Origin of the sequence: Pontibacter korlensis (assembly GCF_000973725.1) — a bacterium.
GTDB classification, from domain to species: domain Bacteria; phylum Bacteroidota; class Bacteroidia; order Cytophagales; family Hymenobacteraceae; genus Pontibacter; species Pontibacter korlensis.
The window spans coordinates 5111989-5136683 of record NZ_CP009621.1; the positions used below are offsets into that span (position 1 = coordinate 5111989).

Genomic DNA, 24695 nt, shown 5'->3' on the forward strand with positions numbered 1-24695 from the left:
TCCCATATATTGTGCAGCTAACAGGAACAGGCATTCAACTTGTACATTGGTTTTTGCCAACTTATTATAAAGCATTACCCAAGTCTATAATCATTTATTTTGAAGCTTAGCAAAACATGAAGCATACATTGCTACTGATTTTATTTCTTTGTTTAATAACAGGCGGGTTAGCTGCTCAAACAAAGCCCATAAACGAGGCAAATTTTATTTTAATAGGCGGTATAGAGCAGTGGGTAACGATCAGCGGGGATGACAGGGACAAACCTGTCATCCTGTTTCTGCATGGAGGGCCGGGCAGCACCATGAGCCAATACGATGACGCCATCTATGGATACTGGAAAAAGGACTTCGTGCTGGTCTACTGGGACCAGCGGGGAGCAGGAAGAACCTTTGGCCGTAATGCACCTGAGACTATAACTGAGGATTACTGGATTGAAAACCCACTGACCATCGAGCGCATGACAGCTGATGGGATTGAGCTTTCTGAGTATCTGATCAAACACCTCGGTAAGCGAAAAATAAATCTTGTAGGAACCTCCTGGGGATCGGTGCTGGGAGCCAATATGGCCCTGAAGCGCCCAGAACTTTTCGCAGTCTATATAGGCCATTCACAAATAGTCAATGGGGAAGAAGGGTTCCGGCATGCCTTCAATAAAGTCTCCAAGCTGGCTCAGACCGCCAACGACCAGGAGTCGTTAGACAAGCTGGCGGCCTTAGGCCCTCCTCCTTATGGTGACGCCAGAAAATCGGGCCAGCTCATGCGCATTATCAAAAAGTATGAGCGGGAGAACTCAACACCTGCCCCTGCCACCTGGTGGAAGGTGGCGAGCGAATACGACAATGAGAAAGATGCCAATGACAGGTATAACGGAGACGATTATTCCTTTCTATACTTTGCCGGCCATAAAGCGATGGGAATTAATTCTATGGAGGCAGGTGTGAACTTTATGAAGGATGGGCTGCGCTATAAGATCCCGGTGTACTTTATTCAGGGTGAGGAAGATATCCTTACCGCTCCAGAGCTTACCAAGGCATATTTTGATAAAGTGAAAGCTCCTAAGAAAGAATTCGTGCTTGTGCCGGGTGCTGCGCACGGGCATACCCCGGCAGTGATTGACGCTCAGTATAAGGCTGTAAAAAAGACCTTAAACCTCCGTTAGTAAACTATATATCAACAGTAGAAATCGTTTACAACCACAACAGTAAAGCTGCTATGCCAGCTTATTGCCTAGAAAGATAAAACTACCTTGTGTCACTTCCTGCAACAGTAGCGTTTGCGTGAGAATCTGCTTCAGCTGCAGTCAAAAAAATCAAAATTTCAACAAGAATCAAACATATCACCAACGTATTAGAGGCATTTTAGAAAGTATAAACTGTTGATATATGTTATTTAATTTCGCCGCTCCGGCAAAGTAAAAGCCCTCTGCAAAAGCAGGGGGCTTTTATGCTATTACCAAACTTTCTCGCTTTTCAGCTGCAAACACAATTCTGTTTACCTTTCTGGGTTTGCTCCGTATGTGTAAAGCTTTAGAGGCATATTTGTATATCACTCTTTATATATAGTACCCTGTACCTTCACTTACATTTCTTACCTTTATCTTAAGGATAAGTTTAACCCAATCAGGGTACTCAAAAAAAGTATAACACCAACACTTTTGTATGAACACAATAGCGCAATTATTACAACATAATAAGAAAGAAATATTAGAGATATGGATACAAAACCAACTTGCAGATGCGTCGCTTCGCGATGACCTTATCTCAAACGATGAAATCCGCCGACAGTCTGATGAGTTGCTAAATGGCCTTGACCGTGCGACAGCGAGCGGTAATATTGATAATATTTACGCTCCAGAATATGAGCAGGTAACCGAGATTTTAACTGATATCTCCATTACCCGTGCTCGACAAGGTTTTAGCCCACGCGAGACAGGTATGTATGTACTAAGCCTGAAAAAGGCCATTAGCCAGGTGCTGGAGGAGAAGTATAGTGGACAGCCAGAAGAACTATACAAAGCGCTGATCGCTGCCACAAACCTCCTCGACAACCTAAGCATGGTCACTTTCGACACGTTTATCAAGGGTCGTGAGGAGGTGATCCTTCGCCAGACAGACGAGATAAACGAAATCTCTACTCCGGTTATTCGTGTATGGGAAGGTATCCTGGCCCTACCAATCATCGGTACGCTCGACAGCGCCCGCACACAAATTGTAATGGAGAACCTGCTGCAGGAGATCGTGAACACCGGCAGTAGCATTGCCATATTAGACATTTCCGGTGTACCGGCAGTAGATTCGCTCGTGGCCCAGCACCTGATCAAAACTGTAAGTGCTACCCGGCTGATGGGTGCTGAGTGTATCATCAGCGGTATACGCGCTGAAATTGCCCAAACCATTGTGCATTTGGGTATTGATCTTAGCAATATCAAAACGAAAGCCAGCCTTGCCAGCGCACTGCAGCTAGCTTTTAGCATGCGCAGCGTAGAGGTGAGAAAAATCAACAAGAGCACAACAGGCTTTAACCTGAGCCGATAGTAAAATAAAATGGATAGAATTCCGATTCTGAAGATGGGGCCGTTCCTACTTGTAACCATACAGGTAGATTTGTACGACCGGCTAGCCCTGACCCTGGAAAACGACCTTATTGGCATGGTAAGCAAAACAGGGGCAAGAGGCGTTCTCATTGATATATCAGCAGTAAGTATAGTAGATTCCTTTATGGGACGCATTCTGGGCAACATTGCCTCTATGTCTCGGATAATGGATGCTGAAACAGTTGTGGTGGGCATGCAACCTGCCGTAGCTATCACATTGGTAGAGCTTGGCCTTACCCTTCAGGGCGTGTACACTGCCCTTGATGTGGAGAAAGGCATGGAGCTCTTGCAAGATAAGATAGGCATCTTGGAAGATTCCGAAAAAGACGAAGAGGAGGACCCGGATGATCGTAATGACTAAAGACACGATGCAAATCGTGCGGGAGCAGGATGTAGTGCCTTTCCGGAACCGAGTGCGGGAGCTTAGTACCAAAATTGGCATGAGCCTGGTAAACCAGACCAAGCTGATAACTGCTGCCAGCGAACTGGTGCGGAATATGCTCAAGTATGCCAATGGCGGAAAAGTAATGCTGGAAACCATCAGTAAAAATGCGCAGTCTGGCATAAGGCTGGTTTTTATTGATAAGGGCCCAGGTATTGCAGACGTGCAACAGGCTATGCGCGACGGCTTCTCTACAGGAAAAAGCCTTGGACTCGGATTACCGGGGGCAAAACGCCTGGTGAACGAGTTCGACATTAAAAGCACACCGGGAGAAGGCACTACTGTAACCATAATACACTGGAAGCATGGACGTTAATCAGCACCAACGTTTTCTGATACCGGATAAATCGTATGCCAATATTGCCAAGCGTGATATTACAAGCATTGCAGAACGTATGGGCATGTCTGCAAACGAGGTGGGGAAGCTAAACATTGTTGTGTCGGAGATGGTGTCTAACCTATCTAAACACGCGGCACAGGGTGGTGAGTTGCTGGTCCGTTCGCTAGGGTTACCTACAGAAGGTATTGAAGTAATTTGCCTCGATAACGGCCCCGGTATGTCTGACCCTGTAAAGATGCAGGAAGACGGCGTCTCCACATTTGGAACAGCTGGGGAAGGCCTGGGTGCCATCAAAAGGCAATCGGATGTTTTTGACCTGTACTCGCAGCAGGGGGTTGGCACGGTTATACTTTCCAGAATTCTTAAACACAGCAAGGCAGCTACTGCACCACAGGCTGAAAAATCTCACGAAGTTGGTTACGTGCTGGTACCTAAACCCAAGGAGACCCTCTGTGGAGATGGATTGGCCATAATAGAAAAGGGTAAGGAATTGTACCTGCTGGCACTGGACGGATTAGGACACGGCCTAAACGCACATGAGGCTGCACAACTGGCCGTGCAAGTATATACTTCCTCTCCTTCCCTACTACCTGCTGATGCATTGCGCCACATCCACCATAGTATAAAGCGAACACGGGGCGCTGTAGGCTTTGTGGCCAACATAAGTGCCAATAACTGGCGCATGAGCTACTGTGGCATTGGCAATATAGCCGGCAAGTTATACGCTCCTGATTCATCGTACGGTAACAATCCGTATAAGAACATGATTTCTTACAACGGCATACTAGGACACAACATACCTACCACTCTAAACAACCAGGAACTGGAATGGGGAAGACACCGCACAATCGTGCTCCACTCCGATGGCCTGAAGTCAAGATGGGACCTGAGCAAGTACCAGTCACTGAACCGCTGTTTGCCAACCACTGTGGCTGCCCTGCTTTACAAGGACAACAGCCGCCAAACCGATGACACCCTGGTGGTAGTTTGCCGAAGTAGACCATAATTTCCCATGCAGCGAAGCATTCTTAAAATAGACGTTAATAACGAACTAGACGTAGTGTTAGCCTACAAGCGAGCCATGCAGCTCTCAGAGCGGTTGGGCATGCAGCAGGCAAACCAAACAAAATTTGCAACGGCTGTCTCGGAGATATGTCGCAACGTAATAGAGTATGTGGGCAACGGCACTATACAGTATAGCCTGACGGAGGTATCTGGCTACAAATACCTGGAGGCGCTTGTAACTGATCGTGGACGCGGCATTGGCAACCTGGAACTCATACTTGCCCGCACCGACTATAACAACAATGGCTCCCGTGGTACCGGCATCATCAATTCCAAAAAGCTGGTGGACCTGTTTGAGATCGAAAGTGATTCTGAACGTGGTACCCGGGTAAGGCTGGGCAAGAGACTTTCCCAAACAGGGCCTACCGTTACCTACCATGCACTTGAAAAATGGGTTGAGGAATTTAATCATGAGTCGGATATATCGCCCTATGCCGAAATAAAACGCCAAAACATGCAGCTTCTGGAGGTACTGGAGCAACTTCGAATGCGAAACCTGGAGGCAGAACAACAGTTGCAGGAGATCCGTCGTCTGAACACGCAGCTGCAGCAGTCGAACCACGATGTTAGCCAACTACTGGAGGAGCGCGAGAAGAAGAACCATATGCTACAGGAGATAAACCAAAGCCTAGACGCCTTTGCCCATACTGTATCGCATGATTTGCGTGCGCCGCTGCAAAATATAAATGGTATTACCACTGCTCTGGAAGCCTGCCTGGAAGCCGGACAGTTTGAGGAGGCAAACTTTGTGTTGCCAATGCTGCGACAGCAAACTCAGAAGATGGACCGCCTGATTACCGGCATACTTGCCTACTCACTGGCCGGGCATCACAACCTGCCCAAAAAAGCCCTCGACCTGCAAGTGTTGCTGCACCAGGTTATCTCCTCGCTAAATGTGCCAGCCTCTTTCGTGATAGAAGTACAAGATGATTTACCCGTTTTGTATACTCAGGAAGTATACTTGTACCAGGTGTTCAGCAACCTTATAGGTAACGCTATAAAGTATCACGATCGGCCAGAGCAGGCACATCTGCAGGTAAGCTATACGTTGGGTAGCGATTGGCTGTACTTCACTGTAATAGACAACGGCCCTGGCGTAGCCCCCGAGCTTCAGCAGCAAATCTTCGATATGTATGAAACAGGGCAGTCTTTCCCACAGGCAGATAGCTCCGGACTAGGGCTCTCTATTGTACGCAAAATCATAGAGGAAAAAGGTGGCAAAGTATGGGTGGAGTCTGAAGGGCGCGGCAGTCGCTTTTCTTTTACCTGGCCTAAGGCTGAGCTGATACAGGAAGGCTTATAAACAAAGGAGGTGCTGTTTGTGGCAGCACCTCCTTTGATTTTATTTTACTTTGCTAAAGAACTCCGTCATAATTTCGTGTACATCATGCTTTGTCAGTGCCTTAGAGAAGTGTTTTTTCACTTTTCGGAAGGATTTCAGCCTCTCCAGGTCATAAAAGCTAGCAGAGGAAGTAAGCATAAGTATAATCACAGGATTTACCTCATCTGTAGATAGCTTATGGTACTCCTCCAAAAACGAGAACCCGTCCATAACAGGCATCTTGATATCCAGAAACACCAGGTCCGGTCGCTTATACTCTGCACTAGCCCCTAGCCCTTCTGATTTGGCCAGATAATTAAGCGCCTCTTTACCATTTTTAAGAGTTTTTATCTCTCTTGCTAACTGCATCTCCTTCAATAACCGCTCGTTCAGGTAGTTAGTAGTATCGTCGTCGTCTACTAGTAACACCAGATCAAGAGGGTATCCGTAAGGCTTCATCAAACCGCTCATACTGCCTTATATCCTTTCAAAGTTTAGCCTGCCGTCAACATAAAAACAGTAAATACAGGCGATATTATTTATCTTTTGCGAAGATCGCATAACCCTTGTTAATATCAAACACTGGTTTTTCAAAAAGGGGAATTAATGATATATATCACTTTTATCGCATTAGTTCTTTGTTGTAAACACAGCCTTTAGCAAAAGAGTAAATTCAGCAAGAACAGCACCTGCCAACGCAAGAATTCTGTAGCTACAGCTGCCCCATTCCTACTGCATTTTGTAGTCACGCACACATCTTTTTGGGCTTAATAAGAGTAGTATGGTTATGTGCCTACTTGGCTAGATCTTAAAAAAAGCATTTATACTATGGATCATTACCCTTTAAAACCAGAACATATGCGAGCACCGGCTCATCTTACCAAAGGCGAGGTACAGAAAAGTCTGGATGAGCTGGATAGTAAGATAAAAACGCTGCGCGCACGTGCTAATGCTACCACTTCAGACTCTAATCATACGTATCACGAGCATATTGCAGGATTGGAGAAAAAGCGAGAGCTAATAGCCAGCAAAATGAAAGACGCAGATGATGACCAATCTACATGGCAGGATTTACGCAACGGCCTGGACAGCCTGAAAAAAGATTTAGATAACCTGTTTAAATAAGTAAAAAAGCCTGTGCCGTATAGAGCACAGGCTTTTTTGTTCTATTTTTTATCCTGCTGTTGTCCCACGGAAGCACATCCAGGTAAAGCGCTTAATCACGAACTTAAGGTAATGACCGAAAAATTACCTGTCCGATTACCTACCGAAACACGAAAATCGGAGAAGCCTGTATTCTGGTTCACATCTATTCCGCTTGTTAAGTTATAGCTTACAGGTGTACCCGCAAGTCTCCTCCCATCCATTATTCTCTTCCTGTAGCAGCTCTGTGAAGTTGTTATTTAAAGTGCCTTTTACTTTTCACGCCACTCCTTATCTGCAGTTTCGCCATACTCTTCAGGAGATGAGTTCTTGGGTTAGCAGGCAAAAAAAGTCCACTTTATTAGAGCCTCTATAGCCTTTGAACTAGTTTCTTGATGCTGTTCGGCAACTCCAAGATTTTAGTAATTTTATTATATTTTTTACTTAAAAAGAAACATTTGCTATAAAATATCAGTTGAAGAGATTATAGCGAAAATATTTGTAAGAAAAGATTACGCTTCTAATTTCCTCTAATGGATTTTTGGTACTTTTGCAGTACCCGTCCATGAAATGCTCTAATTCAAAGTCGTACACTCAAGGATATTATATTGAGCAAATGTTTACCCTTATATCGCTGCCCAAGCGCAGTTTAGTACTCGCATTATTGTTTTTGCTGTACGTACCCCTGCTGTACGCACAACGTCCTGCTTTAGACTTTGGAAATAACACTATTCCTAACCGGGTAGTGTATAAACTAAAGCCTCAGCAATCAACTCTCCTCCGCAAAGCGCCCGGAGAAGGTATAATCCAGGTACTACAGCAGATCGGTGCAAAGCAGGTAACTCAGAAGTTTCCTCAGGTAGCGGCACAACAGGTAATGGCCAGTGCACGAAGAGCTGCCCCGGCTGTAGACCTTTCGCTTATTTATGAGTTGCAGTATGCTTCCAGCCACTCTTTTGAAGAGGTTAAAACTGCCCTGATGGCAACAGGACAGGTAGCCTACGTGGAGCCGCTGTATATACGTGAGCCTTTACACCAGCCAAACGACCCTGCCTCCGATTCTACTAAAACAACACAGTTTTACTTAAAGCAGGTGCAAGCTTACGCTGGTTGGGCAGTGGAGCGTGGCGATACTAACATGGTTATCGGTATACTTGACACCGGCTTTAGGCTGTCACACCAGGACTTGAAGTCAAAAGTAAAGCATAATTACGACGACCCGATTGACGGCATAGATAACGACGGAGACGGATATATTGACAATTTCAGCGGCTGGGACTTTGCCGACCGTGACAACGATGTAGCCGATGATAGCCCCTGGCGGGGACATGGCACTGCTGTAGCCGGTGTAGCTGCCGGTGCTACTAACAACGGAACAGGCATGGCAGGTTTAGGCTATAACGCCATGTTTATGCCGCTTAAGGTTTTCTCTTCTTACCCTAATGGTCCTTTTGGCGGATATGAGGCTATTGTATATGCTGCTAACAAGGGATGTAAAGTTATTAACCTCTCCTGGGGCGGCACCGGTTATTCTGAGTTTGAGCAGGATATCATCAACTATGCTGCCCTTGAAAAAGACGTGCTGATAGTTGCTTCAGCCGGTAACACCAATGCTCACTTAGACTTTTACCCTGCTTCTTACAAAAATGTACTTTCTGTAGGAGGCTCTAATAAACAGGATGTAAAATTCAAAGACCATACTTACAGCTATAATATCGACCTCATCTCTCCTAGCGCCGAAATTTACAGCACATCTGTACTCGGGGACGCCAGATACGGCAATGTCGGTGGTACTTCCTTTTCTGCCCCTACTGTAGCTGGTGGTGCCGCCTTAGTACGGGCACGGTTTCCTGATCTTAATGCAGGTCAGGTAGCCGAAAGGCTGAGAGTAAGTGCAGACGATATTTATAATCTGGCAGGAAACCAGCCATACTTAGAAATGCTTGGCAAGGGCAGATTTAACCTGAAAAAGGCACTTAAAGCTGAAGCGCTTAAATCAGTTCGCTGCCTCTCGTTTGCGCCAAGCCCTAACCAAAGTATGACGGCAGGAAGCGTAGTAACATTAGATGCCAGCTTCATCAACCTACTCTCTCCTGTTAATGACCTGGAGGTTACTCTAACATCCCTGTCGCCGCATGTAAGCGTGGTGCAGGATAAAATAAAGTTAAAGAGTATAGGTACTATGGGTACAGCCTCATCAGGTAAGCCTCCTTTCCTGATCAGGATTTCAAATGATGCACCCAATAACCATAAAGTATACTTCCGTTTGGGTTATTCAGATGGTGATTACAGCGATTTCCAGCATTTTACGCTGATCATCAATCCTAATTTTGTAACCCTTAATGCCGGAAACTTGCACTTAACGCTCAACAGCGAGGGCAATATTGGCTATAATGGCCTTAACCTGAAGCAGGGAGTAGGTGCAACCTATAAAGGTAGTTCTTCCCTCCTGTTCGAAGGTGGGCTGGTCTTGTCTGCAGCAGAAGGAAAAGTAGCAGATAACATCCATAACGAAAACTGGCAGAATAGTCGTGGTTTTACCACACTGGTTCCTACTACACCTCATTTCAATACACGCCTGGCTGACCAGGAAATCAGAAGCCTGATGGAGACAAAGGTACAGGGGCACCCACTGGTGGAAGTAAAGACTATTGGTTACTCATGGGCCAGCGACCCGGATCAGGATTATGTGATTATTGAATACCAGCTCACAAATAAGTCTACAGAAGCGATTCCAGTATTGCACGCAGGCCTTTTTGCTGATTGGGATATAGGTAACTACACAGAGAATAAAGCAGGCTGGGATGCTGAGTTGAAATTAGGTTATGCCTACCATGCCAGCGCCTCCTTACCTTATACTGGTATCAAGATTCTGACTCCTGAAAATCAGCTAATCTACCACGCGATAGATAATATTGGCCGAAATGACTCTACTGTTACCGTTGATGATGGTTTTTCAGCGGCAGAGAAGTATAAAGTTATCTCGAATGGTGTGAGCCGTGAGCGTGCCGGCGGAAAGTATGGCAACAGTATATCGCATGTGGTAGGCGCTACCGCTGTTGACCTTGCCCCTCGCCAGACGAAAACAATTGCTTTTGCAGTAGTGGCCGGCGATAATCTGGACGCTTTGAAAGAACATGCACAGGCCGCACAGGAGAAGTATAAACGCATTAAATCTGGCCCTGCTCCAGTTGCTATGGCTTACCAGACATGTGCTGCTGACGCCGTGGTGATTGCTCCGGACGGAGGAAGCTACTTCAACTTCTACGCCGATCCTGAAGCAACCGAATTACTGGCCTCTGGTTCTGAGTTCACAATAAGTGAGGCATTGGAAAGCGGCCAGATATACGTTGCCAACGCAGATTCTCTTTACCTAAGCAACCTTGTGCCAATGGAAGTACAGGTCGTACCAACATCTCATGCTTCGTTCAGAGGCTTGGCAAACACTGCACAGATCAACAAGGCTATAGAATTCAAAGATGAGAGCGACCATGCCACCAGCTGGCTCTGGGACTTTGGTGATGGCAATACATCATCTGAGCAGCATCCGAAGCATACCTATAAAAAGCCAGGCAGCTACACCGTAACACTTACAGTTACTAATATTTTAAACTGTACACGAAGCTCCTATCAGCAGGTGCTCGACGTGTTTGACTCCGCACCAAGGTTGTACCCTAACCCAACGACAGGGCAAATCACCCTGAACCTGACAAGGCCTGTAACAGAGCAGCAAAATTCTATACCTGAGGTACGCCTGACAGACATGACTGGTAAAGCAGTGTCCGCAGTACCGCTTGCAACCAGCAGCACCAGTATACGCTACGACCTCAGCCATCTTACTGCTGGTGTTTATATTGCTCACATTACGTACCAGGGGCAAACGTATGTGGAGCGTATACTGGTGAGAAAGTAAAACTTATACTTTAAAACTTGAGCCTGTAGAAAATAAAAAGGGGCTGTCCAAAAAGGGCAGTCCCTTTTTCATTTCTTGGCCTTTTGCTATTTTAGTAGGCATGAAAAGGCGCAGCGTTGTTTTCAAGGCGCAGCCGGGCCACCAGGTGGTCCTGTTCCCCCAAAGCATCGGAGACCGCATCCCGGAAGGCCACCCGGTGCGGCTCGTGGACCGGGTGGTCGATGAGCTCAACATCGACCGCATCATAGCCACCTATAAAGGCGGGGGCACGAGCAGCTACCACCCACGGATGCTCTTGAAAGTGCTCTTCTACGCTTACCTGAACAACATCTACTCCTGCCGCCGCATTGCCCGGGCCTTGGAAGAGAACATCCACTTCATGTGGCTCTCGGGCGGCAGCACCCCCGACTTCCGCACCATCAATGACTTTAGAAGCCGTCGCCTCAAAAACCAGGTCCAGGAGCTCTTCGCCCAGGTGGTGCGCCTGATGCACCGGTTGGAGTATGTGAGCCTCGAGACCCAGTACGTGGACGGCACCAAGATAGAGGCGGCCGCCAATCGCTATACCTTTGTGTGGCGGGGAGCGGTGGAGAAGAACAAGGAAAGGCTGGAGAGAAAGATCCGCAGCGTGCTCTGTGACATCGGCCAGGCCATCAAAGAAGACAGGAAAGCGCCCCAGGAGCGGCTGCCCGAGAAGGTGGACGCCCACCGGCTCAAAGAGGAGATTCAAAAGCTCAACGAGCACGTGGCTGAGCTGGACAAGAAAGCCCGCAAGCAGGTGGCCAAACTGGAAAAAGAGCACCTGCCGCGACTACAAAAATACGAGGAGCAGTTAGAGAAGCTCGGTGACAGGAACAGCTATAGCAAAACAGACGAGGACGCCACCTTCATGCGGATGAAAGAAGACCACATGAAGAACGGGCAGCTGAAGCCGGCCTACAACGTGCAGATCAGCTCGGAGAACCAGCTGATCACCAACTTCTCTTTGCACCAGCGGCCGGGCGACACGGCCACCCTGATTGCCCACCTACAGCAGTTCCAGGAGCATTACCAGCAGCAGTCAAAAGAAGTGGTGGCCGACGCCGGCTACGGCTCGGAGCAGAACTACGCCTGGCTCGAGGATAAGCAGATCCAGGCCTATGTCAAGTACAACTACTTCCATCAAGAGCAGAAGCGCAAGTTCCGAAATGACATCTTCCATCCGCTTAACCTGTACTATAACCAGCAGGAGGACTTCTTCGTCTGCCCCATGGGCCAGCGGCTGGAGCAGGTGGGCCAGTACGAGCGTACATCTGACTTGGGTTATGTCTCGCAGGTGAGCCGCTACCAGGCCCGCCGGTGCGAGAGTTGCCCCTTAAGAGGGCAGTGCTTCAGGGGCAAGGGCAACAGAGTCATCGAGGTCAACCACCGGCTCCAGCGCCTGAAGGCAAAGGCCCGGGAGCTACTGTTGAGCGAGGAGGGGGTGCGCCACCGCAGGCAAAGGGCCATTGAGCCCGAGGCCGTGTTTGGGCAGGTCAAGAGCAACAACCGCTTCACCCGCTTTAGGTTGCGCACGCTGGCCAAAGCCGAGGTGGACTTTGGCCTGGCCGCTGTGGCCCATAACCTGCGCAAAGTAGCCCGAAAGGGAGTAAAAGCCTTCGAAGAGGCGCTGGAAAGGGCCGCCTCCGGCCTCTCTGGCGCGCTGAAACAGCCGACCGCGGCTCATGCTTGCTTGCTGGACCACTTTTCCGCCTTTTTCAGCCCGAGACGAGCCGTTCTCTACATGGCCGCCTGAAAAACAACAGCAGCCAGATAAACGCAAAGAGGGTGCCCTTTCAGGACACCCCCTTTTCTTATACCTAAAACTGCTGCGCAATTATGCGTTAGCGTTTTGCTTCTGCAGCTGACGGATCAGGTTAAGAGCAGAACCAGCTTTGAACCACTCAATCTGACCTGCATTGTAAGTATGGTTAACAAGGAAGCTGTCCTGGCTGCCATCTGGGTGGTGCAGAACAACTTTCAGTGGCTGACCTTCTCTGAAGTCTTCCAGACCCAGGATATCGATAGTATCGTTCTCATCGATCAGGTCATAGTCTGCTTTGTTAGCAAACGTAAGGGCCAGCATACCTTGCTTCTTCAGGTTAGTTTCGTGGATACGCGCGAAAGACTTCACGATAACCGCACGAACACCCAAGTGGCGTGGCTCCATAGCAGCGTGCTCACGAGATGAACCTTCACCGTAATTCTCATCACCTACAACCACTGTACCGATACCGGCAGCTTTGTAAGTACGAGCAGTGGCAGGAACTGTATCGTAACCACGAGTCATGTCGTTGTAAACGTTGTTAGCCTCACCGTTGAAAGCATTGATGGCACCGATCAACATGTTGTTAGAGATGTTGTCCAGGTGACCACGGTACTTCAACCACGGACCAGCCATTGAGATGTGGTCAGTAGTACACTTACCTTGTGCTTTAATCAGAAGCTTCAGGCCTTTTAGGTCTGTACCTTCCCATGGTTTAAAGCCTTCCAGCAGTTGCAGACGGTCAGAAGCAGGATCAACTACTACTTCAACGCTGCTACCATCTTCAGCAGGAGCTACATATCCAGCATCTTCTACCGCAAAGCCTTGTGGTGGCATCTCAACGCCTCTTGGCTCATCAAGTTTCACCTGCTGGCCGTCTCTGTTTGTAAGCGTATCCGTAAGCGGGTTGAAAGTAAGATCACCGGCAATAGCGAAAGCTGTTACGATTTCTGGTGAAGCCACGAACGCGTGTGTGTTCGGGTTACCGTCGTTACGCTTCGCGAAGTTACGGTTGAATGAAGTGATGATTGAGTTCTTACGGTTAGGATCGTCTGTATGACGAGCCCACTGGCCGATACACGGACCGCAAGCGTTTGCCAATACAACACCACCCATCTGAGCAAATGTATCTAACAAACCATCACGGGCAGTAGTATAACGAACCAACTCAGAACCAGGAGTGATGGTAAACTCGGACTTAGCCTCCAGGTTTTTCTCTACAGCCTGAGCTGCAATAGAAGCAGAGCGTGTGATGTCCTCGTAAGAAGAGTTAGTACAAGAACCAATCAAACCTACCTCCAGTTTAGCTGGCCAGCCGTGCTCTTTAACTACAGCAGCGAACTGAGAAATTGGCCATGCTGCATCCGGAGTGAATGGTCCGTTTACGTGCGGCTCTAGCGCTGAAAGGTCGATCTCGATCAGTTGATCATAGAAAGCAGCCGGATCAGCTAAAACCTCGTCATCAGCACGCAGGTTATGCGCTACCTCATCAGCCATCTGAACAATTTCCTCACGCTTCGTACCGTTCAGGTATTCGCGCATCTTCTGGTCGTAAGCAAATACTGATGTTGTTGCACCAATCTCTGCACCCATGTTACAGATAGTAGACTTACCAGTACAAGACATGCTCTCAGCACCTTCGCCAAAGTACTCCACGATAGCACCGGTACCTCCTTTTACAGTCAGGATACCAGCCACTTTCAGGATAACGTCTTTTGGTGCAGTCCAGCCGCTCATTTTACCAGTCAGCTTCACACCGATAACTTTCGGGAACTTCAGCTCCCATGGCATGCCTGCCATTACGTCTACAGCGTCGGCACCACCAACACCAATTGCTACCATACCCAAACCACCAGCGTTAGGTGTGTGTGAGTCGGTACCAATCATCATACCACCCGGGAATGCGTAGTTCTCCAGTACTACCTGGTGAATGATACCAGCACCCGGCTTCCAGAAGCCGATACCATACTTGTTCGATACAGAAGCAAGAAAGTCATAAACTTCTTTGTTCTCGTTGTACGCGTCCTGAAGGTCAGAATCAGCACCTACACGTGCCTGGATCAGGTGATCGCAGTGCACAGTAGACGGTACAGCTACTTGCGGCTTACCAGCCTGCATGAACTGAAGCAAGGCCATCTGTGCCGTGGCATCCTGCATTGCTACCCTGTCCGGAGCAAAGTCTACGTAAGACTTTCCACGCTCGAAGCCCTGCTTCGCTGTACCATCGTACAGGTGAGAATACAGGATCTTCTCTGTCAGGGTAAGCGGACGCCCCACTGCCTGGCGGGCAGCTGCAATACGCTCATCCATGCCGGCATACACCGCCTTGATCATTTCTAAATCAAATGCCATAGTTTTGCTATTGTTAGTGTTTTATACTCTATTTTATAATAGTCTACAAATGTACGAAAACTATATATCTTGAAAAACATAAGCTTTCACGAATATAGGTTGCTACATTAATATGCATGCATAATCATTAAAATGCGGATTTTTAAGTCATAGGCTGTACTTTTGTAATCAGTCATTTTAAATCTTAAGCGCATGAAACATCACTTTAATAATACCTACACCAGACCCTTTTTGTTTTTGGCATTGCTGATAACACAACTTCTAATTTCCTGTAGCTCTATGACATCTACTGATAACACGATCCAAACCGGCAGCTGGCGGGTAGCCCTGCAGCACGCCGAGGGTAAAGAAATTCCGTTCATCATGCAGGCCGAGGAGAAAGACGGCAAAACTGTACTTTACCTTATCAACGGCGAGGAGCGCATTCTTGTAGATGATATTCAGCAGCAGGAAGATTCAGTTAAAATAGGCCTTCATATTTTTGACGCAGATCTGATTGCCAAAGTTGAAGGCGGCAAAATGGCAGGTCGTTTTGTAAAGAACGATACCAAAGAGCCTTATTCTGTGCCTTTCACGGCTGAGCATGGCAAGGAGAACCGCTTTGCAGCCGAGCCAGCCCAAGCTACTTTTGACTATGACGGCAAATGGGAAGTAGTGTTCACCGAGAAAGACGGCAGCAAAAGCTATAAAGCAGTAGGCGTATTCGAACAGCAGGATAACAACGTAACCGGTACTTTCCTGACCGAAACAGGCGACTACCGCTACCTGGAAGGGCAGGTAGAAGGTGATGAACTGAAAGTATCTACTTTTGACGGTAACCATGCCTACCTGTTCACAGCCAAGCCCAATACCGATAGCACCCTGACCGGCCATTTTTACTCGGGTATGAAAGGCTACGAAAGCTGGACTGCCAAGCGTAACCCAAATGCCGAGCTCGCCAGCGCCGACACACTTACTTACCTGAAGCCAGGGTATGAGTCATTAAGCTTTAGCTTCCCTAACCTACAGGGCGAGCAAGTGTCGCTGTCTGACGACAAGTATAAAAACAAAGTCGTGATTGTGCAGCTGCTTGGCTCCTGGTGCCCGAACTGTATGGATGAGACGAACTTCCTGGCACCATACTATGATAAGAATAAGGATCGTGGGTTAGAGATTATCGGCCTTGGCTTTGAGCGTAGCCCAGAATTTGAGAAAGCCGCTGCCCGCCTGCAGAAGATGAAGGACCGCTTGGATGTGAATTACGACCTGTTGGTTGCAGGTGTGTCTGACAAGGAAGCTGCTGCTAAGGCACTGCCAGCCCTGAACCACGTCCTCTCCTTCCCTACCACTATCTTTATCGACCGCGACGGAAAAGTACGCAAAATCCACACCGGCTTTTCTGGTCCAGGTACTGGCCAGTACTACGAAGAATGGGTAGCTGATTTCAACAAGACCATGGAAGAACTACTGGCTGAGAAGTAGTAAAACTCCCATCAAAGAAAAGCAAAAGGCCGCAGTTTCTAGGAGCTGCGGCCTTTTGCTTTCCAGTCGACTCTGCTCAGTATTTTACCTAAGGCTTTCGCAGTCTCACCAACCTGAAGGCACCTCCCAAAGCGGCTGGTTCATTTAATTCGATCACCAAGGATGTATGCTGGGCGATATTACCTATACTTCTGTTGATGTCAGAAAAGAGGGCACTGGCAACTTGGTTCAAGAGGCGTCGAACCACAGAAGGCTTTTGCCCGTCGGGCAAGAACTTGTCAAACACCATTACAGTACCACCTGGTTTCAGCACCCGCTCTACCTCCTTAATACACGCCTCTGGATCAGGAATGACGGCAAGTACAAGGTGCAATATAACCGCATCGAAAGAGGCATCTGCAAAGCGCAACTGTTGCCCGTTCATTACCTGGGCATCTACTGTTATGTTTAGCTTGTGCGCCCGCTGCTTTAGTTTGGCTACCATGCCAGGGGTAATATCGATGGCGGTCAGGTTGGTGTAGCCTTGCAGGTAAGGTAAGTCGAGGCCAGTACCTGCTCCAAGTATGAGTATGGCATCAGCAGGTTTTGCCCGCAGCAGTTGTACAGAGCGCTTTCTATACTTTCGGAAAATACGGTCCGCGATAAAGTCGTAAACAGGAAGGTACAGCGTATACCGCAGGCGATTCCAGGTGTTGGTGTTCAGGCTCATCTTTCATAGGTTATCTTGCAAAAGCAAAGCTACCTACTGTACCTATACTACCTGTTTCAAAATTTCAGCTGATGTTTATAAAAGTATAAGATAGGCTGCTTTTCAAACACTCACAGAAACTGCGCATACTGCAAAATCTATCTAAACTTATCGGCTAAAAGCTAGCTTCTTGAGCTTACTTCTCCCGCTCTATAGTATAAGCAATGAGTTGCTCCAGGGAGCGGCGAGATGGAGTGTCTGGGAAAGTATGAAGTATCGCCAAAGCTTCAGCATGGTAGCGGTTCATAGCCTGAATGGTATACTCAATACCGCCAGACTCTTTCACGAAGTTGATTACCTTCTGCACGCGCTTGTTATCTCCGTTGTTGTTTTTAACGTTGTAAATCACGCGTCGCTTTGTCATCCAGTCAGATTCGCGCAGGGCGTGGATGAGCGGCAAGGTCATTTTCTTCTCTTTGATGTCGATGCCCACCGGTTTACCGATCTCGGCGGTGCCGTAATCAAAAAGGTCATCTTTTATCTGGAAGGCAATACCCACTTTTTCACCAAACAGCCGGGCCTTCTCCACGTCCTCCTTACAGGCACCAGCGGAGGCAGCACCCACTGCACAGCAGGAAGCAATCAATGAGGCTGTTTTCTGACGGATAATGTCGAAGTATACATCTTCTGTGATGTCGAGACGACGGGCTTTTTCTATCTGCAGCAACTCTCCCTCGCTCATCTCCTTCACAGCGTTTGACACGATCTTGAGCAAGTCGTAATCGTCGTTCTGCAGCGAGAGCAACAGACCCTTCGAGAGCAGGTAGTCTCCTACCAGTACAGCAATCTTATTTTTCCAGAGGGCGTTGACAGAGAAGAAACCACGACGGTAATTGGCATCATCCACCACGTCGTCGTGCACCAGGGTGGCTGTGTGCAACAGTTCAATAAGGGCAGCGCCACGGTAAGTGGCATCCGTAATGCTTTCCTGGAAGAGCTTAGCCATAAAGAACACGAACATAGGCCGCATCTGCTTTCCCTTGCGCTTCACAATGTAGCTCATTATCCGATCCAGAAGCAAAACGCGGGTCTTCATGGAAGCCCTGAACTTCTTCTCGAACTGCTGCATCTCCGACGCGATGGGCGCCTGTATTTCGTTTAGACTTATGCTCATGTGTTAAGTCCGCAATATTACGGCCTCCCGGAGTGCTTTCCAAACGCGGGGTGGTAAAACAGCATTTAATTGTTAAATTGCTGCAACCCGAATTGTTATATTGGTGAATAGTTACTCCGAATAGTGTGACAGTTGTTTTTGCCGTCTTCTTTCTGTTTAACACGTAATCAGCAATTTAACCATAAAGCTACCCCATTCATATATAGATGAAAGTTGATTTTGTAGTATATCCCGAACACGGACGCCCGTTTACAGCCGATGCCACCTTCTGGCCCGACAGCACACCTAAGCCAATCGTTATTTTTGCCCACGGTTTTAAAGGCTTTAAGGACTGGGGACATTTTAACCTGCTTGCTTCTTACTTTGCGAAGCAAGGCTTTGTGTTCATCAAATTCAACTTCGCCTACAACGGCACAACCGTTGAGGACTACTCCGATATGCATGACATGGAAGCGTTCGGGCAGAACAACTTCAGCCTGGAGCTTGACGACATGCAGGCACTGATTGATTTGCTACATTCCGATAACCCACCCTTACAGGTGCAGGAGTTGGACATAAAGCGCATCTACCTGATAGGTCACAGCCGTGGCGGAGGGGCAGTTATACTTAAGGCTGCCGAGGAACCACGTGTGAAGGCCGTAGCAAGCTGGGCTGGCGTAAACAGGTACGATAACCGTTGGGACAACCTGCAAATGGAGCAGTGGAAAGAGAAAGGAGTGCAGTATGTGCAAAATGCCCGAACTGGCCTGCAGATGCCACTGTACTACCAAATTGTTGAGAATTTTCTCGAAAATAAGCACCGCCTCGATATACCAACAGTAGTAAAGCGCCTGCAACAGCCCCTACTGCTGCTGCACGGCGAGCAGGATGAAACCTTACCTACAAAGATGGCACACGAGCTCAAAAGCTGGAAGCCTGACGCTGAGCTTCACCTGCTGCCGGAGGCCGATCACTCTTTCGGAGGAAAGCACCCTTATGAGGCAGACGTATTACCAGGTGCAGCCCAAACAGCTGCTGATTTAAGTATAGATTTCTTCCGGAGACATGCATAAAGTATACTTGCTTCTAGGTGGCAATCTTGGAGACCGCACTGCTTATCTGCAACAGGCCCGCGAAAGTATAAACGAGCAGGTTGGAACCCTAACGCGCATCTCCAAAGTGTATGAAACTGCTGCCTGGGGCAAAACCAATCAGCCTAACTTCCTGAACCAGGTACTGGAGCTGCAGACACACCTAGCCCCGGAACAGGTGCTGCAAAGTATAAACCTTATTGAGCAGGAGCTTGGGCGGGTACGGCTGGAGCATTGGGGGGCACGTGTTATAGACATTGACATACTCTTCTATGATGACCTGGTGCAGCAGACCCAGCGACTAACTATTCCCCATCCGCAGTTGCACCTCCGCCGCTTCACCTTGTTGCCATTGGCAGCGCTCGCTCCTGAGTTTGAGCACCCGGCATTAGGCAGAAGTATAAATCAGCTGCTGCAGGAATGTCCTGATGAACTGGAGGTGTGGGAGTATGTGGGTAGAGATGAGTAGCGGATCTTTCGCACATAATGCAGATAAGCCTATGTTTACTGCTATAAAGTAGTTAGCAAAAATTGAAACTATAAAGAGCATAAGAACGGCTGTAAACTTGATAAGCAACAGATACCTGTTTTATTCTATTGTCCTGCTTTTAACGCTGTACTTCTTCTTCTCTTTGCTTGAGATATTTAATTTAGGTGCTTTGTATGGTGACCAAAGAAGACTTGATTATATTACTTCTCCTGAAGTAGAATTAAGTACAACCACACAAAGGTTGAAATTCTGGTATTACTTCTTCTTATTCACTTGTCCTATAGCAGTTGTAGCCTTGCTTGTGCTGTTATATCACAAATTAAAACTGAGTGATTGAGTCTACAGAACAATGATAATGGAAGAACAACTTTTGCCAACAAAGATCAGCCTTTACGCTCGGCTACGCCGCGCCCATCGGCTGCACGAGTAACGTTGTGCTGCATTACAGTCACAGAAGATCTAATGACTCCAGAGGAAAAAGAAAGATAAAGGCTCATCAGTAAAATGGTATCTACAAGTTGCCAGTGTCTAATCAAAGTTAATGTTCATGACAACCTACACTAACCTAGTATAAGCAGCATGTCTGATAAAAATCTTTTCGAAGTAGAAGTAAACTACACCTACACCGGCAATCCTGAGGTAGTGTACAGCGCATGGCTTAATGAGCAATTGGCACGGCAGTGGTTTGCTCCCGGGCTAGGGGAAACCGAGCCGGTTGAGATAGCCGCTGAGGTAGGTGGTAGATTCTGCATTGTGCAGGTGCGGGATGGGCAGCCGGTTAGCCACCATGGCGAGTATCTGACGCTGGACCAGCCATACCTCATTTCATTTACCTGGGCGATGGATGATATGGAAGATGTTGATACTGTAACTATACACATAAAGCCGGCTGGCGGCGGCTCAGCTGTAAGGTTAGTGCACCAGATGGACGAGACCTGGAAAGACTACGCTGATAGAACCAGAGAGGCTTGGTTAGGTATGATGCAGCAGATGGATGAACTCATCAGCCGTTAAAATATGCACCCTTACACATCTTTCGAAACGGAGCGGTTAATCATCAGGCCTACATCTTATGAAGACGCTCCTTTTATTTATGAGCTCCTGAACACGCCGCAGTGGCTGAAATACATAGGCGACCGAAACGTAAAATCTTTAAAGGCCGCAGAGGAGTATATCAGCAGCAGGATGTTGCCTCAGCTAGAAAGGCTGGGGTATGGTACCTACACCGTTATACGCAAAGCAGACGGCACCAAATTGGGCACCTGCGGCCTCTACGACCGCGAAGGATTGCCCGGCATAGACATTGGCTTTGCGTTTCTTCCACAGCATGAAAAGCATGGTTATGCTTTTGAGGCCACCAATAAGCTAAAACAAGCTGCCTTCAATCACTTCGGGTTAAGGCAGCTTTACGCTATCACTACAAAAGATAACAAGGCAAGCCAAAAGCTGCTTGAAAAGCTGGGACTAAAGTATAATGGCCTTATTACGCTTCCCAACGCTAATGAGGAGCTGTTTTTTTACCACCTCACGCTAGAGAAGTAGCCCTCACCTGCTCTCTTTCCCGCAACCTGTACTTACTGCCACAAGTATATCCCGGTAAGGTATAAACCATACTTATATAACGTGGGGGTAAAACAAAATCATCAACTACAGCCAAAGCGATCTATGCGGGCCGCACTGCTTATAGGAGTGGGTATGATGGCTGCAATTGATGAAATTATATTCCACCAACTTCTGTCCTGGCACCACTTCTACGACCGCTCTACTCCGGAAATAGGCTTGTTAACAGACGGTTTGCTGCACGCAGCAGAGTTAATCGCCATTGTGGCAGGGTTCTTTATGTTTTCTGATGTGCGCCGGCAGCAGGCACTTGTTCCGCTCAGGGCATGGGCAGGTTTCTTTATTGGTCTTGGCGGCTTTCAGCTTTTCGACGGCATTGTAGATCATAAAGTTCTCAGGCTACATCAAGTACGGTATGGCGTAGACAACATTCTTCCGTATGATCTTGCCTGGAACCTGGCGGGCCTCCTCCTCCTGATCATTGGCCTTGTTCTACTGAGGAAATCTAAAGCTGCAAGCACTATATCATCAGCCAACTAAGGCCTTATGCAGCATCACGAAACCAGCACCAGCATCGCCTCTTATGTGCCGCTTTTGCTCATTGCTGCAATGCTGTTTATTTATCTGCTTGGGGTGATTTCTCTGCAAGGGCATGGCAAAAGCTGGAGCTACTGGAGAACCCTTAGCTTTGCGAGCGGTATTGGCTTACTTACGATAGCCATGTTGCCACAAATGATGCAGTTTGCCCACCACGACATACGGGGGCACATGGTGCAGCACCTCTTAATAGGCATGTTCGCCCCTATCGGGTTAGTTTTTGGCATGCCTGTAACCTTAGCGCTCAAAACACTACCCAAGTATACCTCCAGGGGTATCACTACGGTTCTTGGCAGTAACTTATTCCACGTAGTAGGTCATCCTGTTACGGCGTTTCTGCTAAACATCGGGGGTATGTTCGTGCTGTACCTGACACCTGTGTATAATACTACATTAACCAGCCCAAGCCTGCACTTCCTGTTACACTTTCACTTTCTGGCCGCAGGCTATTTGTTTACCTGGTCCATAGCTGGCCCAGATCCTGCGCCCAGGAGGCCTGGCTTTACTCTAAGGGTGACGGTAATATTCATAAGTATAGCAGCTCATGCATACCTCAGCAAGTTGATGTATGCGCGTTTACTCCCAGTAAATTCGCCACATAGCGCAGAGCAGATTCAAAGTGCAGCTCAAATTATGTACTATGGTGGTGACCTTTCGGAGCTCCTTCTCGTTATTGCGCTGTTCTCAGCTTGGTATCAAAAGCAAAGCCACCCAAGGTATAAGGCAAATCCTCTGTTCAATTGATTGACAATCAGCGGCTCCTAATTTCGGACATACATGAATGCTGAAGTTAGACCAAATGACTCAGCTAACTAAATATTACGGAGCTACGACCTTTTTCTGCCCCACCTCCTGCTGCGCTATGCCTGGTTCTGCGTGAGCATATCTGCTCACTATCTTCAGTACAAGATAAACGGCAGGAAGCATCAAGGCTGTTATAGTTAAGCTTACATAGTCGTAGAGGGGGCTCTCCTGCACATTTTCCAGTTGCCATACACCCTGACCACTAAAGCCGTACATGACACGGTACATCATGTTGCCTCCCCAATGCAGGCCCAGCGACATCCAGATGGAGCCGGTTCTTAACACGGTGTAGGCGAAAGCTAACCCAAGTATGGCTGAGAACAAGAGGTTGAGGAAATCTATGCCTTCGTTCCAGAAATCATCCATGGTATAGAGCATTGTTGCCGCAAAAACGTACCAAGCCAACAATCGCCGACGCTGGAAAAAGCTGTACCAGTACCCCCGGATGGTAATATCGTTAAGGATAGAGGAGAAGAACATAGCCAGCAAGGCCTGCGCCAGCATAGGAAGTATAAATGATGGCTCCATCAGCCCCACCACCTCAAACTTGCCAAGTTCGTAATAGGTCAGGTACTTCAGGGCATAGACCAGGAAGCCAACAAAAAAACCGATTCCCAGATTTTGCAACCAGCCTCTGTGCCGCCGCACGCCAAGCGACTTTATTCCCTCTAGTTTTAGCACGTACTTGCTTACTACAAAAGCCAGCACAAAAAAGCCTGCCCAATACAAAAACCATAGCGGCACGTTGCCTGCATCAAAAAAGCGCGGCACTAAATTTACATACAGGCTCAGCAGCAGGAACCCTAGTATCCAGAGAGCCAGAGGAGTTTTCTTTTCCATAGTTTTAGGTTGAGGAGCAGGAGCAAATGTAATTATTTATACTTTGCATCCAATAGGTTATACTTACTACTCCGACATATTTATAAAGTATAAACGCCCTCCCCGGCACAAGACCAGAGAGGGCGTTTATACTTTATACTTTCAGTTGAGGCTTACTCAGCCGAGCTAACCTCTGCCGTGCGCTCAATCTTCTTCACCAAACCTTGTAAAACTTTACCAGGGCCGCATTCTACAAAGTGCGTAGCACCATCAGCCAGCATCTGCTGCACCGACTGTGTCCAGCGAACCGGCGCTGTCAACTGGCTGATCAGGTTCTTCTTTATTTCAGTTGGATCTGTGTGTGGCTTCGCGTCTACGTTCTGGTAGATTGGGCAGATACCCTGGCTAAAGGTGGTTTCCTCGATGGCTTTTGCCAGTTCTTCCTCAGCAGGTTTCATCAGTGGCGAGTGGAACGCACCACCAACCGGAAGAGGAAGAGCACGCTTAGCACCAGCCTCTTTCATTTTTTCGCAAGCAATCTCGATGCCTTTATTAGAGCCAGAGATTACCAATTGGCCTGGGCAGTTATAGTTGGCAGCCACTACCACCTCGCCCTCAACAGAGGCACACACTTCCTCCACCTTCTCATCAGCCAAACCAAGTATGGCAGCCATGGTAGATGGGTTTGCCTCACAAGCAGCTTGCATTGCCAGCGCACGCTTCGACACCAGGCGCAGGCCATCTTCAAAGCTCAACACTTTACTGGCCACTAATGCAGAGAATTCTCCAAGCGAGTGACCTGCCACCATATCCGGTGCAAAGTCTTTGGCTACTGCCGCCTGAGCTACAGAATGAAGGAAAATTGCCGGTTGCGTAACCTTTGTCTGCTTTAGCTCCTCATCGGTGCCGTTAAACATGATCTCTGTAATGTTGAAGCCTAAGATCTCGTTTGCCTTATCAAACAGCTGCTTTGCTTCTTCGTGCTGCTCGTACAGGTCTTTACCCATCCCTACAAACTGAGAACCTTGTCCCGGGAAAACATAAGCTTTCATTTAGTATTCTTTTATCGTTGTTCGTTT

Annotated in this window: 21 protein-coding genes and 1 pseudogene; 16 read left to right on the forward strand and 6 right to left on the reverse strand. The window is 47.9% G+C overall.

The features are described from left to right. Window positions 1-116: 116 nt before the first annotated feature. The 6 genes from PKOR_RS21915 (at window position 117) to PKOR_RS21940 (ending at window position 5744) form a co-directional block, all read left to right on the forward strand. Complete coding sequence (locus PKOR_RS21915; protein ID WP_052739024.1) at window positions 117-1160, forward strand: alpha/beta hydrolase; 1044 nt, start codon at window positions 117-119, stop codon at window positions 1158-1160. Window positions 1161-1659: 499 nt separating this feature from the next. Continuing rightward, on the forward strand, window positions 1660-2535 hold the full coding sequence (locus PKOR_RS21920) for an STAS domain-containing protein (protein ID WP_046313527.1): 876 nt from the start codon (window positions 1660-1662) through the stop codon (window positions 2533-2535). 9 nt (window positions 2536-2544) lie between these two features. Continuing rightward, the gene (locus tag PKOR_RS21925; protein ID WP_046313528.1) at window positions 2545-2955 is read left to right on the forward strand and encodes an STAS domain-containing protein; all 411 of its coding nucleotides are present in this window, start codon (window positions 2545-2547) and stop codon (window positions 2953-2955) included. Beyond that, window positions 2948-3352: an anti-sigma regulatory factor gene (locus tag PKOR_RS21930; protein WP_046313529.1), complete on the forward strand. Its 405-nt coding sequence runs from the start codon at window positions 2948-2950 to the stop codon at window positions 3350-3352. Before PKOR_RS21925 ends, PKOR_RS21930 begins: the two co-directional genes overlap by 8 nt. Continuing rightward, on the forward strand, window positions 3342-4382 hold the full coding sequence (locus PKOR_RS21935) for an ATP-binding protein (protein ID WP_046313530.1): 1041 nt from the start codon (window positions 3342-3344) through the stop codon (window positions 4380-4382). Before PKOR_RS21930 ends, PKOR_RS21935 begins: the two co-directional genes overlap by 11 nt. A gap of 6 nt (window positions 4383-4388) precedes the next feature. Next, the gene (locus PKOR_RS21940) at window positions 4389-5744 is read left to right on the forward strand and encodes a sensor histidine kinase (RefSeq protein WP_046313531.1); all 1356 of its coding nucleotides are present in this window, start codon (window positions 4389-4391) and stop codon (window positions 5742-5744) included. A 39-nt stretch (window positions 5745-5783) separates the two neighbouring features. Here PKOR_RS21940 and PKOR_RS21945 read toward each other — a convergent pair whose 3' ends face one another. Next, window positions 5784-6221 (reverse strand): response regulator, encoded by a 438-nt coding sequence (locus PKOR_RS21945; protein ID WP_046314766.1) that lies wholly within the window; start codon window positions 6219-6221, stop codon window positions 5784-5786. A 369-nt stretch (window positions 6222-6590) separates the two neighbouring features. On the opposite strand from PKOR_RS21945, the gene PKOR_RS21950 reads away from it, so the two are divergent. From PKOR_RS21950 to PKOR_RS21960, 3 genes and pseudogenes are all read left to right on the forward strand, one after another. Beyond that, window positions 6591-6887: a sll1863 family stress response protein gene (locus PKOR_RS21950; RefSeq protein ID WP_046313532.1), complete on the forward strand. Its 297-nt coding sequence runs from the start codon at window positions 6591-6593 to the stop codon at window positions 6885-6887. Between the two features lie 634 nt (window positions 6888-7521). After that, window positions 7522-10818, forward strand: coding sequence for a S8 family serine peptidase (locus PKOR_RS21955; protein WP_046313533.1), 3297 nt, complete (start codon window positions 7522-7524; stop codon window positions 10816-10818). Window positions 10819-10918: 100 nt separating this feature from the next. After that, window positions 10919-12442, forward strand: a pseudogene (locus tag PKOR_RS21960) (IS1182 family transposase); the annotation flags it as partial. Between the two features lie 231 nt (window positions 12443-12673). On the opposite strand, the gene PKOR_RS21965 reads toward PKOR_RS21960, so the two are convergent. Beyond that, complete coding sequence (locus tag PKOR_RS21965) at window positions 12674-14953, reverse strand: aconitate hydratase (protein ID WP_046313534.1); 2280 nt, start codon at window positions 14951-14953, stop codon at window positions 12674-12676. Between the two features lie 279 nt (window positions 14954-15232). Between PKOR_RS21965 and PKOR_RS21970 the strand changes: the two genes are divergently transcribed. Next, entirely contained in the window at window positions 15233-16414 is a 1182-nt protein-coding gene (locus PKOR_RS21970) for a peroxiredoxin family protein (RefSeq protein WP_052739025.1), read from the forward strand. 88 nt (window positions 16415-16502) lie between these two features. Here PKOR_RS21970 and PKOR_RS21975 read toward each other — a convergent pair whose 3' ends face one another. Both PKOR_RS21975 and PKOR_RS21980 read right to left on the reverse strand, forming a co-directional pair. Beyond that, window positions 16503-17123 (reverse strand): class I SAM-dependent methyltransferase, encoded by a 621-nt coding sequence (locus PKOR_RS21975; protein ID WP_046313536.1) that lies wholly within the window; start codon window positions 17121-17123, stop codon window positions 16503-16505. A gap of 175 nt (window positions 17124-17298) precedes the next feature. Beyond that, the gene (locus PKOR_RS21980) at window positions 17299-18276 is read right to left on the reverse strand and encodes a polyprenyl synthetase family protein (protein WP_046313537.1); all 978 of its coding nucleotides are present in this window, start codon (window positions 18274-18276) and stop codon (window positions 17299-17301) included. 206 nt (window positions 18277-18482) lie between these two features. On the opposite strand from PKOR_RS21980, the gene PKOR_RS21985 reads away from it, so the two are divergent. The 6 genes from PKOR_RS21985 (at window position 18483) to PKOR_RS22010 (ending at window position 22737) form a co-directional block, all read left to right on the forward strand. Then, window positions 18483-19328, forward strand: coding sequence for an alpha/beta hydrolase family protein (locus PKOR_RS21985; RefSeq protein ID WP_046313538.1), 846 nt, complete (start codon window positions 18483-18485; stop codon window positions 19326-19328). Then, window positions 19321-19815 carry a 2-amino-4-hydroxy-6-hydroxymethyldihydropteridine diphosphokinase gene (gene folK / locus PKOR_RS21990; RefSeq protein WP_046313539.1) on the forward strand — a complete coding sequence of 165 codons (495 nt, stop codon included), beginning with the start codon at window positions 19321-19323 and terminating at the stop codon, window positions 19813-19815. The genes PKOR_RS21985 and folK overlap by 8 nt, the downstream gene beginning before the upstream one ends. A gap of 600 nt (window positions 19816-20415) precedes the next feature. Beyond that, complete coding sequence (locus tag PKOR_RS21995) at window positions 20416-20850, forward strand: SRPBCC family protein (protein ID WP_046313540.1); 435 nt, start codon at window positions 20416-20418, stop codon at window positions 20848-20850. Between the two features lie 3 nt (window positions 20851-20853). Further along, window positions 20854-21378 (forward strand): GNAT family N-acetyltransferase, encoded by a 525-nt coding sequence (locus PKOR_RS22000; protein ID WP_046313541.1) that lies wholly within the window; start codon window positions 20854-20856, stop codon window positions 21376-21378. A gap of 123 nt (window positions 21379-21501) precedes the next feature. Then, complete coding sequence (locus PKOR_RS22005; protein WP_046313542.1) at window positions 21502-21936, forward strand: DUF2243 domain-containing protein; 435 nt, start codon at window positions 21502-21504, stop codon at window positions 21934-21936. A gap of 6 nt (window positions 21937-21942) precedes the next feature. Continuing rightward, a complete protein-coding gene (locus PKOR_RS22010; protein ID WP_046313543.1) occupies window positions 21943-22737 on the forward strand; it encodes a cytochrome c oxidase assembly protein in 795 nt (264 codons plus the stop codon). Between the two features lie 75 nt (window positions 22738-22812). On the opposite strand, the gene PKOR_RS22015 is transcribed toward PKOR_RS22010, so the two are convergent. Together PKOR_RS22015 and fabD are read right to left on the reverse strand one after the other, a co-directional pair. Next, entirely contained in the window at window positions 22813-23637 is an 825-nt protein-coding gene (locus PKOR_RS22015) for a CPBP family intramembrane glutamic endopeptidase (RefSeq protein ID WP_046313544.1), read from the reverse strand. Window positions 23638-23789: 152 nt separating this feature from the next. Next, the gene (gene fabD, locus PKOR_RS22020; protein WP_046313545.1) at window positions 23790-24668 is read right to left on the reverse strand and encodes an ACP S-malonyltransferase; all 879 of its coding nucleotides are present in this window, start codon (window positions 24666-24668) and stop codon (window positions 23790-23792) included. Between the last annotated feature and the right edge of the window lie 27 nt (window positions 24669-24695).

Coding starts and splice junctions, on each gene's coding strand:
- PKOR_RS21915 (WP_052739024.1), top strand. CDS start 117: ATGAAGCATACATTGCTACTGATTTTATTTCTTTGTTTAATAACAGGC.
- PKOR_RS21920 (WP_046313527.1), top strand. CDS start 1,660: ATGAACACAATAGCGCAATTATTACAACATAATAAGAAAGAAATATTA.
- PKOR_RS21925 (WP_046313528.1), top strand. CDS start 2,545: ATGGATAGAATTCCGATTCTGAAGATGGGGCCGTTCCTACTTGTAACC.
- PKOR_RS21930 (WP_046313529.1), top strand. CDS start 2,948: ATGACTAAAGACACGATGCAAATCGTGCGGGAGCAGGATGTAGTGCCT.
- PKOR_RS21935 (WP_046313530.1), top strand. CDS start 3,342: ATGGACGTTAATCAGCACCAACGTTTTCTGATACCGGATAAATCGTAT.
- PKOR_RS21940 (WP_046313531.1), top strand. CDS start 4,389: ATGCAGCGAAGCATTCTTAAAATAGACGTTAATAACGAACTAGACGTA.
- PKOR_RS21945 (WP_046314766.1), bottom strand. CDS start 6,221: ATGAAGCCTTACGGATACCCTCTTGATCTGGTGTTACTAGTAGACGAC.
- PKOR_RS21950 (WP_046313532.1), top strand. CDS start 6,591: ATGGATCATTACCCTTTAAAACCAGAACATATGCGAGCACCGGCTCAT.
- PKOR_RS21955 (WP_046313533.1), top strand. CDS start 7,522: ATGTTTACCCTTATATCGCTGCCCAAGCGCAGTTTAGTACTCGCATTA.
- PKOR_RS21965 (WP_046313534.1), bottom strand. CDS start 14,953: ATGGCATTTGATTTAGAAATGATCAAGGCGGTGTATGCCGGCATGGAT.
- PKOR_RS21970 (WP_052739025.1), top strand. CDS start 15,233: ATGACATCTACTGATAACACGATCCAAACCGGCAGCTGGCGGGTAGCC.
- PKOR_RS21975 (WP_046313536.1), bottom strand. CDS start 17,123: ATGAGCCTGAACACCAACACCTGGAATCGCCTGCGGTATACGCTGTAC.
- PKOR_RS21980 (WP_046313537.1), bottom strand. CDS start 18,276: ATGAGCATAAGTCTAAACGAAATACAGGCGCCCATCGCGTCGGAGATG.
- PKOR_RS21985 (WP_046313538.1), top strand. CDS start 18,483: ATGAAAGTTGATTTTGTAGTATATCCCGAACACGGACGCCCGTTTACA.
- folK (WP_046313539.1), top strand. CDS start 19,321: ATGCATAAAGTATACTTGCTTCTAGGTGGCAATCTTGGAGACCGCACT.
- PKOR_RS21995 (WP_046313540.1), top strand. CDS start 20,416: ATGTCTGATAAAAATCTTTTCGAAGTAGAAGTAAACTACACCTACACC.
- PKOR_RS22000 (WP_046313541.1), top strand. CDS start 20,854: ATGCACCCTTACACATCTTTCGAAACGGAGCGGTTAATCATCAGGCCT.
- PKOR_RS22005 (WP_046313542.1), top strand. CDS start 21,502: ATGCGGGCCGCACTGCTTATAGGAGTGGGTATGATGGCTGCAATTGAT.
- PKOR_RS22010 (WP_046313543.1), top strand. CDS start 21,943: ATGCAGCATCACGAAACCAGCACCAGCATCGCCTCTTATGTGCCGCTT.
- PKOR_RS22015 (WP_046313544.1), bottom strand. CDS start 23,637: ATGGAAAAGAAAACTCCTCTGGCTCTCTGGATACTAGGGTTCCTGCTG.
- fabD (WP_046313545.1), bottom strand. CDS start 24,668: ATGAAAGCTTATGTTTTCCCGGGACAAGGTTCTCAGTTTGTAGGGATG.